Below are 13597 nucleotides of genomic sequence, written 5' to 3'. Positions count from 1 at the left end.
CTTAAGCGCATTTTTCAATATGGCTTAAGCCTTAACATTCAATAGAATTATATCGAAAAACGTCATAATTTTGTAACTTATGTCAATCCAATAAAAATACTTTGACAACCGCTTAAAACCAATGTAAATTCAAATAGTATGATATTCAAATAATTAAATATATAAATATAAATAAGGGAGATAGGTTAAAAAATGGTTGGAAAGTTTTTTGTTGATGAAAGGTTCCAACAGTATAGTTGGAAGTCATTGCAAAAGGATTTAGTTTCTGGTATTATCGTTGGAATTATCGCGATTCCATTAGGAATGGCCTTTGCAATTGCATCAGGAGTGAAACCTGAATATGGAATCTATACAACCATTATAGCAGGGATACTCATTTCATTATTCGGTGGGTCAAAATTTCAAATTGGTGGACCCACTGGCGCTTTTATCCCCATTCTCTTTGGAATTGTGGCTGCATATGGCTATGAAAATTTACTTATTGCAGGCCTGATGGCTGGAGTAATCTTGATCTTAATGGGTATTTTCAGACTAGGATCATTGATTAAGTACATCCCGCGACCCGTAACGATCGGTTTTACTACGGGTATTGCTGTTACCATCTTTACTGGGCAAATCGCTAACTTTTTTGGTCTAACTAATATTGAACAAAAGGAAAGCTTCCTTGAAAATCTAGCTGAGATTTTTGCTAATTTTAATACACTCAACGTATATAGCATCTTAACAGCTTTAATCTGCTTGCTTACGATTATTTTCACGCCAAAGTTATTTCCAAAGATACCCGGACCCTTAATGGGTTTGCTTCTATCTACTTTTATAGCAGCCTTTCTTTACCCAGGTGAAGTTGCAACGATTGGTAAAGTTTATGGAGAAATTCCTAATTCATTACCTACGATTTCATTCCCACAAGTTGATCTACAAACGATTGGAAAGCTGATTGGACCTGCCTTTGTTATTGCCATGTTAGGTGGTATTGAGTCCCTGCTTTCAGCGGTTGTAGCGGATGGAATGACGAATAGCCGCCACAATAGTAATAAAGAATTGGTTGGACAGGGAATTGCCAATCTCATTACCCCACTTTTTGGTGGAATCCCTGCGACTGGTGCGATTGCAAGAACTGCAACCAATATTAAGAGCGGTGCCGTTTCCCCGTTATCAGGGGTGATACATGGTCTTGTAGTTTTAATGGTCTTACTGATATTTGCGCCTTATGCTTCTCATATTCCTCTTGCAAGCCTAGCACCGATCCTGATGGTTGTGGCCTGGAATATGAGTGAAAGACATGTTTTTTCCTATATATTACGAACAAAATCTTCAGATTCACTCGTCTTAACCGTAACGTTCCTATTAACAGTATTTGTGGATTTAACCACAGCAGTATCAGTCGGATTACTACTAGCCCTTGTTCTTTTCACAAAAAGAATGGTTGATACACAAGTCATTGCAAAGGCATTACCGAACTTAAACAGTATAAATAAAAAGGTTGAAACCCAAATGGTGTCAGATGGTCATGACTGCCCACAAATCACCATATATAATATTGAAGGTCCCCTATTCTTTGGGGTCGCTCAAACATTCCAACAAACCGTCATGAATACCATCCATCATAAACCTCAAATTCTTTTATTACGAATGGGGAAGGTTCCCTTTATCGATATTACTGGAGAAGCTCATTTAGCTAGTATCGTTAAGGATTTCTCAAAACACGGAACGGTCTTAATATCTGGTTTAAATGAACAACCGAAAGAAATGTTAATGAAAACCGGTTTATATGATATGATAGGAAAGGAATTCTTTTTCGAGCATACTGGTCAGGCCATCCAATTTGGCTTAAATCAGCTTGATCGATCAAAATGTTTAGGTTGTCGACACTTCGCTTTCAGTGAATGTAAAGAATTCTCTAATTCAAAACAATTGGTACATGACATCAAAGAAGTATATACTTCAGTTAATCAATAATAGGACGTCTTATTATTTAAGCGTCCATCTCTTAAGGAGTTGGATTTATGGATCTGGAATTGCAGCAATTCAAGGCTGATTTTTTCAAAGCTCTTGCTCATCCATTACGAATTAAAATTTTGGAAGTACTGACACAAGGTGAATTTAGTGTAAATGAAATTCAAACTGCATTAGGTAGTGAAGGATCAACCGTTTCTCAACAACTTATGGTATTAAGGAATAAGAATATCGTTGTTGGGACAAAGGATGGGAATCGAGTGATTTATTCCCTACGGGATCCGCTAATTATTGATTTACTAGCTGTTGCAAAACAAATCTTTAATAATCATCTTATCGATACCATTACCATTCTGGATAAGTTCCAGGATGGTGATGATGAGGATAAAATGAAAGAAGCATCTGATGAATTATCTTAAAGAGAAAAGGATGTCGGTCATTCCGAAACATCCTTTTTCTTCTTTCTTAAGATTAATCACTAAGCATATTAAAAAATCCACCGATACCGCCTTCACCTTTTGAGGAACCTCCTCCTTGTGGAGCAGCAGCAAATACACGGCTTGCTAGACGGCTGAATGGAAGGGATTGAATCCAAACAGACCCAGGACCTCGAAGTGTCGCAAAAAACAGCCCTTCCCCACCAAACAAAGCTGTTTTAACACCTTTTACCATTTCAATATTATAATCAATCGTGCTTGTCATCGCTACTAAGCAGCCCGTATCCACACGAAGAACTTCTCCTGGCTCTAGATCTTTTTTAATAATCGTCCCGCCTGCATGAACAAACGAAAGACCGTCTCCTTCAAGCTTTTGCATAATAAAACCTTCTCCACCGAAGAAACCTGCACCCATTTTTCGTTGAAACTCAACTCCAACTGATACCCCTTTTGCAGCGGCAAGAAAAGCATCTTTCTGACAAATAATTTTCCCGCCAAGCTCACTTAAATCCATCGGAATAATTTTTCCAGGATACGGGGATGCAAAGGAAACATGTTTTATTCCGCTGCGTTCCTCATTTGTAAAAGCTGTCATGAATAGACTTTCTCCTGTAATGACCCTTTTACCTGCGTTAAGCAACTTGCCCATGAGACCACCACTGCCACCGCTTGATCCATCCCCAAAAATGGTTTCCATTCGTATCCCATCTTCCATCATCATTAATCCACCGGCTTCTGCAACAACTGTTTCACCAGGATCTAGTTCTACCTCAACAAACTGCATGTCATCTCCATAAATCTTGTAACCAATCTCATGATTATTCATATGGACTTCCTCCATTTCAAATTGAAAAGCATTAGCGCCTTTGGAACAAAAGCCATTTTTCCTATAATGCAAACTCAAAGGAGCTTTTCCCTTAGTTGCTCATATCCAATGGACTGCCTTGCACAGGATGTGCAGACATCGACGTTCGTCATAGGACGTAATCGCTTTTAGTCGATGTTCTTCCCTTGAGATAAAGGAAACACGATAAGCACGTTAATGCGAATCGATGTTGACACAATCGTTGAGGAAGATACGAGAAGTCCATTAGGAACTAGACGCTGTAGCTAGTCATTAATCTAATTTCATAAACATATACTTCTGAAGCATAAAATAGGACCAACATTCACTCTATGATTATTGTACTGAAGCTTTTCTCCTGTTTCAATCCATTCTAAAATTATTTTTTGACTTTTAAAAAATTTAGTCACTCAGCCTTAAGTCTTACAGCAAAATACTCTTTGAGTTCATTTCTAACGATTTATAGGATAGGTAAAATATGTTCAGAAAGGGGAGAACATTTTGCGTATTTAGTTATAACGTCCTGATATTTGCTTCATGTATTTTCTCTTTATTAACAGTTTTTTTACAATTTTTGTAAAAGAACTATGCTATGATTTAAATCAGTGTTCAACTTGAAACAAAGGGAGGAGACATTCACGTGTCAATATTTACAAAATGGTCTTTTAGTAACAAAGCAGCAGTAACTTTAATGACGATATTGGTTTTAGTCATTGGAGTGGTTAGCTATTTTAGACTGCCTATGGAGTTTTTGCCGAGCGCAGATAACCCTCAAGTAACCATCATCTCGATGGGGCAAGGAACGGACTCAAAAACAATGGAATCTGAGGTTACAGAACCCATTGAAAGATCCGTTACAGGTATTAACGGAAAAACCTCTGTTATTTCAACAACAGGTGACGGTTTTTCAAAAGTAGACTTATTCTTTAATGCAGGATCGGATATGAAACAGGCAAAACTAGATGTTCAAGAAGCCCTTAACAACGTGTCCCTACCACCATACATAACAAAACCAATCGTATCCCAATTAAACACTTCTATGATTCCCATCGTAAACCTTGCTGTCACATTCCAAGATGGACTAACAACTGAGAATATTGAGTTTGCTCGAGAAACACTTAAACCTTTATATGAAGACATTGAAGGGGTAGCCAATGTTGATGTCTACGGGGCGACAGATTCTGCCGTTACTGTAAAAATCGATAACGAAAAATTAGCGGAGCAACAAGTTCCTCTTCAAGCCGTTATGGGCGTTTTACAAGGGCAAAATACAGCCTTAGCAATTGGAGAACAAATTATTGACGATAAAACGAGTAATATTAAGGTTATTGGTAACTTATCAAGCCTAGATGCTCTAAAAAACTTAACCGTTGCCCCTAACGTTACACTTAATGATATTGCATCAGTCGAAGAAACAAGGGATTCTAATTTTATTAGTCGTTTTAACGGAAAAGAAGGATTGGACATCAGCATTACAAAAGATAGTCAATCAAATGCTGTTGAAGTAAGTAAACAAGTTGAAGAGGTAACAAAAGAAATCAATGAAAAGTACGATCAACAGGAATCCGTTATTTATGTTTCTTCATCTGATTTAGTTGAGACTTCTGTTCAGACGATGATTAAAGAAGTTCTTCTTGGAGCCTTTTTTGCAACTATCGTCATTATGGTGTTTTTAAGAAATATTCGTTCTACTTTTATTACAATTATCTCGATCCCACTGTCCCTTTGTTTAACGCTATTCTTGTTATCTTGGTCAGGGGTAACACTAAACATTTTAACACTCGGTGGCGTAGCCGTAGCAGTCGGTCGATTGGTGGATGACTCGATCGTAGTCATTGAAAACATCTTCCGGAAAATGCAAACAGAAAAATTCTCAGTACAATTAATCATTGATGCTACAAAACAGGTAGGGGTTGCCATCACATCCTCAACGCTAGCAACCGTTGCTGTCTTCTTACCAATGAGTTTACTAAACGGTGGATTACAGGAATTCCTTTTACCATTTGCCTTAACTGTCACATACTCTTTACTCGCTTCGTTACTTGTTGCACTTACTGTTGTTCCATTAATGAGTGCCGGATTATTGAAAAATACAAAACTACGTGAACCAAAACCAGCTGTCCGTTTTCCAAAAATGGTAACCTGGTCTTTAAATCATAAATGGATTGTGTTTACCATTTCAATTTTACTATTAGTTGGTTCTATAGCTACTTATTTTGCTATTCCAAAGGGTGCAGTCGATAATTCCTCTGCCGACTATGTGGTAGCTACTCTAAGCTACCCGAATGAAACACCGATTGAAGAGGTTAAGAAAAATGCAATCGAACTAGAATCTTTCATTTCTGAAATTGATGAAGTAAAAGATTTATTCATGCAAGTTGGATCCCCTTCTGAAGCCGCTCAGTATGGCTGGGTTGGATCTCCTACTGAAGCAAGTTTCAGTATTTTATTAAACAATAAAGAAGATACAGATAAAGTGGTAGAAGAAATTGAAAAGAAAAAGGATCAATATAGCGATGCAACACTGACTGCTACTGCTGCTTCTTTCATGATGGGTTCTTCAAGTACCAACATCACAATAGACATCATTGGAGATGACCTTGCTGATCTTGAAAGTGTAGCAAACACAATTAAAGAAAAAGTAGAAGATATCGATGGAGTAGAAAAAGTGACAACCAATCAAGATGAAAAGAAGACTGTCTATTCTTTAGTGGTTGATCCAACAAAAGGGAATACCGAACAAGTCGCTGGGCAAGTAGGGGTCATGTTAAACAAAACACCAATCGGCACCATCACCTTAGACGGTAGACAAACACCTGTTATTCTTGAACCTGTACTTGACACAAAAACAACAGAAGACATTAAGAATATTCCTGTTATGACAGATACAGGAATGGTTCCGGTATCACAAATTGCAACATTGGAAAGTGAAGAACGCTCTACAACCCAATTCCATAAGGATGGAGAACCATATCTGCAAGTTACAGCCTCTGTAGATCCAGCGCAACTTTCTGATATTGCTACAAAGGTAAATATAGAAATATTCGGTGATCAAGCTGAAAATAAGGGAATCGAAATTCCTGAAGATGTAGAAGTTGCTGTTGGTGGAGCCAGCGCACAACAATCCGAAGATTTTACCGATTTATTCTTAACGATGTTGGTTTCAATTGGGGTAGTATTCTTAATCATGGTTATTACGTTTAAATCTATTAAGGCACCGATTGCGATTCTATGCTCCCTTCCATTAGCTGCAATTGGAGCGATCTTAGGAATTGTCATCAGTGGAATTTCAGTTGATATTACAGCACTTCTTGGGGCATTAATGCTGATCGGAGTTGTCGTCACAAACGCAATCGTTCTGTTAGATCGAGTAAGGCAGAATGAGCAAAAAATGATTATTCGCGATGCGATTGTTGAAGCGGCAGCTACTAGGATGAGACCGATCTTTATGACGGCAGTAGCAACCATTTGTGCCATGCTTCCACTTTTATTCAAACAAACTGAAACGGGCAGCTTAGTTTCACAAAGCCTAGCGATCGTGGTAATTGGCGGTCTAGCAATGGCTACGTTATTAACATTGATTGTGATTCCATGTGTTTACGAGTTACTTTATTTTAGAAAGTCGAAAAAGCAGCGTTTAGCTGAACAAAGCACAAGTGAATTAACAATCTAACAATAGTAGACTGAGGGCTGTCAAGATTTTTGGCAGCCCTTATATATGTTTTTGTAAAACATTAGATTTCTTCTTTTCGACTGTTTTCATAAAAATACAATCAGAATATTGTCGAAAAATGTTTCATGTGAAACTTTTTTGTAGTAATAAACTAGAGCATTCAACGATATCTTATAAACATAAGCTATTATGGTTATTATTAAAAAGAAATCAATTTTAAATAATTTTTTCATTGCATTACAATGTACCAAATTTTCTTAAGGGGATTAAATCATGAATCCATTAGCATCTGAATTTTTTCAACAATCCACACTAGAACTTGCTAAAAGCCTATTAGGTTGTCTTCTTGTAAAAGAAACAGCTGAAGGTACTGCTGCAGGTTATATCGTTGAAACCGAAGCCTATATGGGACCAGAGGATCGAGCAGCCCATAGTTTTGGGGGGCGACGGACGAAACGAACAGAAATTATGTACCATGAAGCAGGTCTTGTCTATACGTATCAAATGCATACCCATACATTAGTCAATGTAGTCAGCGGATCAATTGAAAAGCCAGAAGCGATTCTAATTAGGGCAGTAGAGCCTCATATCGGAGTTACCCTTATGAAAAAACGCCGACATACGGAAAATATGAACAATTTAACGAATGGGCCAGGTAAACTAACAAAAGCTTTAGGTATTACCATGGAAGACTATGGACATTCCTTCATAAAGCCCCCGCTTTACATTGCTCCAGGAATCATTCCGGTCGATATTTCAACAAGCCCTAGAATAGGCATCGAAAACTCCGGTAAAGCCAAAGATTACCCATGGCGTTTTTTCATTACCGAAAATCCATATGTTTCTCGAGCCCGTAAAAAATAAAGCTTTTAGAGATAAAAATACTAAAGCCTGTTGATTTCATTCTAATAAACTATTTATCTATATTTTCACTCAAAATGTACCTCACCACTATATTCCAGTCAAAAAACCTACCAAATTCTTATATCTAGTGCTAAAATAATTAAAAGTTCAAAAATTCACTTGGAATTTTTTTGTTAATAGAAAGCGAGGGAATTGGATTGGCAGAATTACGTAGTAATATGATTAAGCAAGGTGTTGATCGTGCACCGCATCGTAGTTTGTTGCGTGCAGCCGGTGTTAAAGATGAGGATTTCGGAAAACCGTTCATTGCGGTATGTAATTCATATATTGATATCGTTCCGGGACACGTACATTTACAAGAATTCGGAAAAATCGTAAAAGAGGCAATTCGTGAAGCAGGCGGCGTACCATTTGAGTTCAATACCATTGGGGTTGATGATGGAATTGCGATGGGCCACATCGGTATGCGTTACTCATTACCAAGCCGAGAAATCATTGCGGATTCTATTGAAACTGTTGTTTCAGCACATTGGTTTGATGGAATGGTTTGTATTCCAAACTGTGATAAAATTACACCCGGAATGATGATGGCGGCTCTTCGTGTGAACATTCCTACAATCTTTGTCAGTGGTGGACCGATGATGGCAGGTACAGATGCTGCAGGAAATGCACTTGACTTAACTTCTGTTTTTGAAGGCGTAGGAGCCTATCAAGCTGGTAATATTTCAGCAGAACGTTTACAAGAAATCGAACAAGTTGCTTGTCCTACATGTGGATCATGTTCTGGTATGTTTACAGCAAACTCTATGAACTGTTTAGCAGAAGGCTTAGGATTAGCATTACCAGGTAATGGTACGATCCTAGCTGTTGCACCTGAGCGACGTGACTTTGTGAAGAAATCAGCTAAACAATTAATGGATCTGATTAAAAAGGATATTAAGCCTCGTGACATCGTAACGATTGATGCAATTGATAATGCATTTGCATTAGACATGGCGATGGGTGGTTCAACAAACACAGTTCTTCACACTCTAGCATTAGCAAATGAGGCTGAAATTGATTACCCTATCGAACGAATTAATGAAGTGGCAGAGCGTGTACCACATCTTGCAAAAATTGCTCCCGCATCAAGCTATCACATTGAAGATGTTCACAGAGCTGGTGGTGTGAGTGCCATTATTAATGAAGTACTCAAAAAGCCAGGCGCGATGCATGGAGATTGCCTAACAGTATCAGGTAAAACTCTTCGTGAAAACGTTGAAGGTGCTGAAATCAAGGATACAGATGTTATTCGTCCACTTGATAACCCACATTCAGAACGTGGTGGACTTGCGGTTCTTTTCGGTAACCTTGCACCTCAAGGCTCTATCGTTAAAGTTGGTGCAGTTGATCCTGAAGTTGGCGGCTACCATAGAGGACCTGCGATTTGCTTCGACTCTCAAGAAGATGCACTTTCTGGAATCATCACTGGGAAAGTAGAAGAAGGCCATGTTGTCGTTATCCGCTACGAAGGTCCTAAAGGCGGTCCAGGAATGCCTGAAATGCTTGCTCCAACTTCACAAATCGTTGGTCGCGGATTAGGTGCAAAAGTTGGTCTAATTACCGATGGTCGTTTCTCAGGTGCATCTCGTGGAATTTCAATCGGACACATTTCTCCAGAAGCTGCTGAAGGCGGTCCAATTGCATTCGTTCAAGACGGAGATATTATTGAACTTGATATGAATAACCGTAAAATTACCCTTGAAGTTTCTGATGAAGAAATGGAAAAACGCAAAGCCAACTGGAAAGGCTTTGAACCAAAAGTGAAAAAAGGTTACTTAGCTCGTTACTCTAAGCTTGTTACAAACGCAAGCTCTGGTGGAGTTATGAAAATCTAAGGAAATTAAAAAATGAAACCTCCTAAATGGGGGTTTCATTTTTTATCTTGCATATGTGAGGACATGTTTTACAACGTTTAGGTGAACTCTCAAGCAAATAAGAAAAACAACAGGTTTCTCTTACACGCACCTCTTCTTTTAAGTGTCCTATATATCTTTTTGGAACAAAGTATCTTTTTATTGGGTTTTCATCATAATCTCCAAAAAGATTTCCCGGTGCTTCTTTTACAAGATAGTGAAAATCCTTTTTTGCTCTTTCTCGTACTTCTTCCGAATCTGATTTTAATAATATAGATTCATATAACCAAAAAATATAAATGGCGATGTTTTCCCATAGGACTAGTTTTGATAACTTAGTCAGTCTAGATAATTGAACAACAAGAGGATCAACATGCTTTGCAAAAAAGGCCTGTATTGCTTCTTCCCGCCATTCATAACGTTCATCCCTGGCCCACTCTAACTTTGTATGGTCAAAGTAAAATGTCGGAATCCAACCGTTGGCTGCTTCGTCAGTTTGAAGTTTTATATGAGTAAAGGAAATGTCTATTTTCTTATTCCATGAAGAAATCGAATACAAATAAATGGCTGCTAAAAAAGCATATCTTTTGATAAAAATAGAAGCAGTTACCTTTAAGCTAGGTGATCCAATTCGTACCCCTATTTTCTCAAGGTAGTTTAGTAAAGTTCTATCATCAAGCAAATCGATTACAGGTATAGATAAATGGGAAAAATCCTCCTTAGTTGTAAACCGAAACGGCTTTAATTGTTGGATTTCATCTTCTGTAATCACTTCAAACATAAGCCATTTCACCCTGATTTAGTATGTTTCTCCCCTTGCCATGTGGAATACACATTGGAGTACCAAATAACGGATCTACTACAACTTCACAGTTCATCCCAAACACCTTTTTTACTAGATTTTCATTTATCACCCATTCTGGTTTCCCTTGGGCAAGGATTTTTCTATCCTTAATCGCTACAATATTATGTGCATAGCGACATGCTAAGTTTAGGTCATGTAATACCATAACAATCGTTCGTTTTTCCTTCTCATTTAATTCAAACAACAAGTCTAATATGTCCATTTGATGTGCCATGTCTAAATAAGTAGTCGGTTCATCAAGAAGGATAATATCTGTATCCTGAGCGAGCGTCATAGCAATCCATGCTCTCTGACGTTGCCCGCCCGATAAAGAATCAACAAAGCGGTTTTTTAAATCTTCTATTCCCGTAGCAGCTAAAGCGTTTGATACCTTTCCTTCATCCTCTTCTGTCCACTGCTTAAGCCATGTTTGGTAAGGATAGCGCCCTTGCTTAACTAACTGTAATACTGTCAACCCTTCAGGAGCAGTGGATGATTGAGGAAGAATGGCCATTTGCTTTGCGACATCTTTTGTTGACATCTTTGCTATTGCTTTGCCTTCTAATAAAATAGAACCTGATCTTGGCTTAAGGAGTCTTGCTATGGAACGAAGAAGTGTTGATTTCCCGCAACCGTTCCCGCCAATAAATACGGTAATTTCACCTTTTGGAATCTTAAGTTCTAATTCTTCTATAATAATCGAATCACCATAAGATAAGGTTAAACCTTTTGTTTCAATGGCCTCCACGATTCATCTCTCCTTTGGAAAAATAATTTTGGGTCCGTTCACTAAGTAGTGTTCACTTTTTATGAATTTCGAGTCTTAAATAACAAATAGATGAAATAAGGAGCTCCAATTCCAGCAGTAAATACACCCGCTGGGATTTCTAATGGAGAAAACAGAGTCCTTCCGATTAAATCAGCGACCATAACAAGCGTGGCACCAATTAGAGCCGATAGAGGTAACAATACACCATAAGAAGAGCCTACTAATCTTCTTGCCATGTGGGGTGCCATTAAGCCAACGAAGCCAATTCCTCCGGCAAAAGCAACTGCACTCCCAACTAATCCCGTGCTAACTGCAAGAAGGATGACACGTTGTAGTTGAACATGACTGCCCAATCCAACCGCATGATCTTCTCCCAGCTCCTGTATATTTAGATTTCTTGCTAAAATCAATGCAATCATAACGAGTATGAATGTACAAGGAACCAATATACTAACATTCGTCCATGTCGATCCATTCAACGATCCTGTTATCCAAATATTTGCCTGACTAGCCATATAAATCGGACCTTGAATCATCATTAACGTTGTGAAGGCCTGCATAAGGGCAGAAATCCCAATTCCAATTAATACAAGGCGAAAAGGCGAAATCCCATTTTTCCAAGCTAATAAATAGACCAGTATCGCAATAACTACTGCTCCGATAAAGGCCGCTAAGGGCATCCATTTAATACTTACAGTTAAAGCATTACTACTATTGCTAAAAAAAGCTAGAAATCCAACAGCTGCAACTGTTGCTCCTCCCGTAATTCCTAAAATATCTGGTGAAGCTAAAGGATTACGTATCATCCCTTGCAGAATACCACCTGCAACTGCCAGTGAAATTCCGACCAGTAAGGCAATAATAATTCTCGGTAAACGAAACGAAGTTACAACGAGCTGTTCCATCTCTGTACCGCCACCGAAAAACACTTGTACAACGGTTAACGGACTTATTTTCATATCTCCCATACCTGTACTAATAACAAAAACGACTATAGTCGTCAGTAACATACCAATCATTACTTTTGCTGCCCGTTTATCTAATAGAAAGGATACTTTCCCACTGAATAGTCTTATACTTTTATAAAAGTTCACTGTGATCGTAACCCCTTTCGTGCAATGTAAATAAAGAATGGAGTTCCTATAATGGCTGTAACCACTCCAACAGGTACTTCCTGAGGCATGATCAAATAACGGGCTAGAATATCGGCTAATAGGAGAACGATCCCTCCAAACAGTCCTGAAAACGGAATGACCCAACGATGATCAATGCCAACAATGGCTCTTGTTACATGTGGAATGACAATTCCGATAAACCCAATCGGACCAGCAATAGCAACAGATCCACCTGATAATAAAATGATAAAAACCGCCATTCCTATTTTTAAAAGACCTGAATGAAGACCCAAACCTTTTGCTACATCCTCTCCCATTGCTAAAACGTTTATTTTAGAAGCAATGAAAATAGCTCCTATCCAACCAATCATTAAATAAGGCAAAACAGAGAATAAGATCTCTAACTTTCTACCTTGAACAGATCCTGCTAACCAGAATAAGACTTCCTCCAGAGCTGCCTCATCGATCACAAGTAACCCTTGGGTAAAAGATGAAAACATTGCCGCTACCGCCGCACCGGCTAAAGTGAGCTTAATCGGAGTCAGCCCTTCCCTGCCTACTGAGCCAATGGCATAAACACCAATGGCTGCTACAGCCGCACCGATAAATGCTAACCATGAAATAGATTGTAAATCTCCCATTGAAAATATTGTGATGCCTATAACAACAGCAAACCCAGCCCCTGCATTTACACCAAAAACATCTGGTGACGCCAGGGGATTTTTCGCAAGTGTTTGCATAAGTACTCCTGCTACAGCCAAGCTGCTTCCAACGGCGGCAGCAATTAATGCTCTCGGCAATCTTACTGTCGTAATCACAAGGTGTTCATTAGAACCATTATTATTTTTAAAGGCATCCCAAGCCACTTGCCATGTTGTATCTGTATAACCATAGACAATGCTTGCCCACATTAATAGCAGCAATAAAATAAGGGTTACGAAAAGCCCGAATATTTTTTGTGTATTATTTTTAAAGAGCATATCTATTAACCTCTTTTTTCAAAAAAATGTAAAATGATAAATTAAGTCTAATGAATGATTAGTATTCTGTCAATGAGTTTGATAATCATTTTCAATTAAAACCTTTTCATCCCCATTCTGACAATTAGAAATAGATCTAAAATTAGTTATTGACATAGACTAAGAACCATTTTATGATAGTAACAAATCATAAATGAAAATGATTATCATTCACAATTAG

The 13597-nt window shown here is 38.3% G+C and carries 10 protein-coding genes; 5 read left to right on the top strand and 5 right to left on the bottom strand.

Features of this window, described 5'->3' with window-relative positions:
* Nucleotides 1–192 precede the first annotated feature (192 nt).
* Nucleotides 193–1959 (top strand): SulP family inorganic anion transporter, encoded by a 1767-nt coding sequence (locus Q5760_RS01455; protein ID WP_428910522.1) that lies wholly within the window; start codon nt 193–195, stop codon nt 1957–1959.
* A gap of 47 nt (nt 1960–2006) precedes the next feature.
* On the top strand, nt 2007–2375 hold the full coding sequence (locus Q5760_RS01450; protein WP_428910521.1) for an ArsR/SmtB family transcription factor: 369 nt from the start codon (nt 2007–2009) through the stop codon (nt 2373–2375).
* A gap of 52 nt (nt 2376–2427) precedes the next feature.
* Here Q5760_RS01450 and Q5760_RS01445 read toward each other — a convergent pair whose 3' ends face one another.
* Nucleotides 2428–3219 carry a TIGR00266 family protein gene (locus Q5760_RS01445; RefSeq protein WP_428910520.1) on the bottom strand — a complete coding sequence of 264 codons (792 nt, stop codon included), beginning with the start codon at nt 3217–3219 and terminating at the stop codon, nt 2428–2430.
* A 658-nt stretch (nt 3220–3877) separates the two neighbouring features.
* Here Q5760_RS01445 and Q5760_RS01440 point away from each other — a divergent pair.
* The 3 genes from Q5760_RS01440 (at nt 3878) to ilvD (ending at nt 9651) form a co-directional block, all read left to right on the top strand.
* Nucleotides 3878–6910, top strand: coding sequence for an efflux RND transporter permease subunit (locus Q5760_RS01440; RefSeq protein ID WP_428910519.1), 3033 nt, complete (start codon nt 3878–3880; stop codon nt 6908–6910).
* A gap of 273 nt (nt 6911–7183) precedes the next feature.
* Complete coding sequence (locus tag Q5760_RS01435) at nt 7184–7774, top strand: DNA-3-methyladenine glycosylase (RefSeq protein WP_428910518.1); 591 nt, start codon at nt 7184–7186, stop codon at nt 7772–7774.
* A gap of 197 nt (nt 7775–7971) precedes the next feature.
* Nucleotides 7972–9651, top strand: a complete 1680-nt coding sequence (ilvD, locus tag Q5760_RS01430) for a dihydroxy-acid dehydratase (protein ID WP_428910517.1) — start codon at nt 7972–7974, stop codon at nt 9649–9651.
* Nucleotides 9652–9673: 22 nt separating this feature from the next.
* Here ilvD and Q5760_RS01425 read toward each other — a convergent pair whose 3' ends face one another.
* The 4 genes from Q5760_RS01425 to Q5760_RS01410 are packed head-to-tail and all read right to left on the bottom strand — an operon-like array spanning nt 9674 to nt 13377.
* Nucleotides 9674–10450, bottom strand: a complete 777-nt coding sequence (locus Q5760_RS01425) for an IucA/IucC family C-terminal-domain containing protein (RefSeq protein WP_428910516.1) — start codon at nt 10448–10450, stop codon at nt 9674–9676.
* Entirely contained in the window at nt 10443–11261 is an 819-nt protein-coding gene (locus tag Q5760_RS01420) for an ABC transporter ATP-binding protein (RefSeq protein WP_428910515.1), read from the bottom strand. Before Q5760_RS01420 ends, Q5760_RS01425 begins: the two co-directional genes overlap by 8 nt.
* A 59-nt stretch (nt 11262–11320) precedes the next feature.
* A complete protein-coding gene (locus Q5760_RS01415) occupies nt 11321–12376 on the bottom strand; it encodes a FecCD family ABC transporter permease (RefSeq protein WP_428910514.1) in 1056 nt (351 codons plus the stop codon).
* Nucleotides 12373–13377, bottom strand: a complete 1005-nt coding sequence (locus Q5760_RS01410; protein ID WP_428910513.1) for a FecCD family ABC transporter permease — start codon at nt 13375–13377, stop codon at nt 12373–12375. The genes Q5760_RS01415 and Q5760_RS01410 overlap by 4 nt, the downstream gene beginning before the upstream one ends.
* Between the last annotated feature and the right edge of the window lie 220 nt (nt 13378–13597).

Origin of the sequence: Niallia sp. Kr1 (assembly GCF_050389805.1) — a bacterium.
Lineage (GTDB): Bacteria > Bacillota > Bacilli > Bacillales > Cytobacillaceae > Bacillus_BD.
The sequence above is the reverse complement of the archived record's forward strand: the minus strand, read 5'-3'. Positions and strand labels throughout refer to the sequence as shown.

Coding starts and splice junctions, on each gene's coding strand:
- Q5760_RS01450 (WP_428910521.1), top strand. CDS start 2,007: ATGGATCTGGAATTGCAGCAATTCAAGGCTGATTTTTTCAAAGCTCTT.
- Q5760_RS01455 (WP_428910522.1), top strand. CDS start 193: ATGGTTGGAAAGTTTTTTGTTGATGAAAGGTTCCAACAGTATAGTTGG.
- Q5760_RS01445 (WP_428910520.1), bottom strand. CDS start 3,219: ATGAATAATCATGAGATTGGTTACAAGATTTATGGAGATGACATGCAG.
- Q5760_RS01435 (WP_428910518.1), top strand. CDS start 7,184: ATGAATCCATTAGCATCTGAATTTTTTCAACAATCCACACTAGAACTT.
- Q5760_RS01425 (WP_428910516.1), bottom strand. CDS start 10,450: ATGTTTGAAGTGATTACAGAAGATGAAATCCAACAATTAAAGCCGTTT.
- Q5760_RS01410 (WP_428910513.1), bottom strand. CDS start 13,377: ATGCTCTTTAAAAATAATACACAAAAAATATTCGGGCTTTTCGTAACC.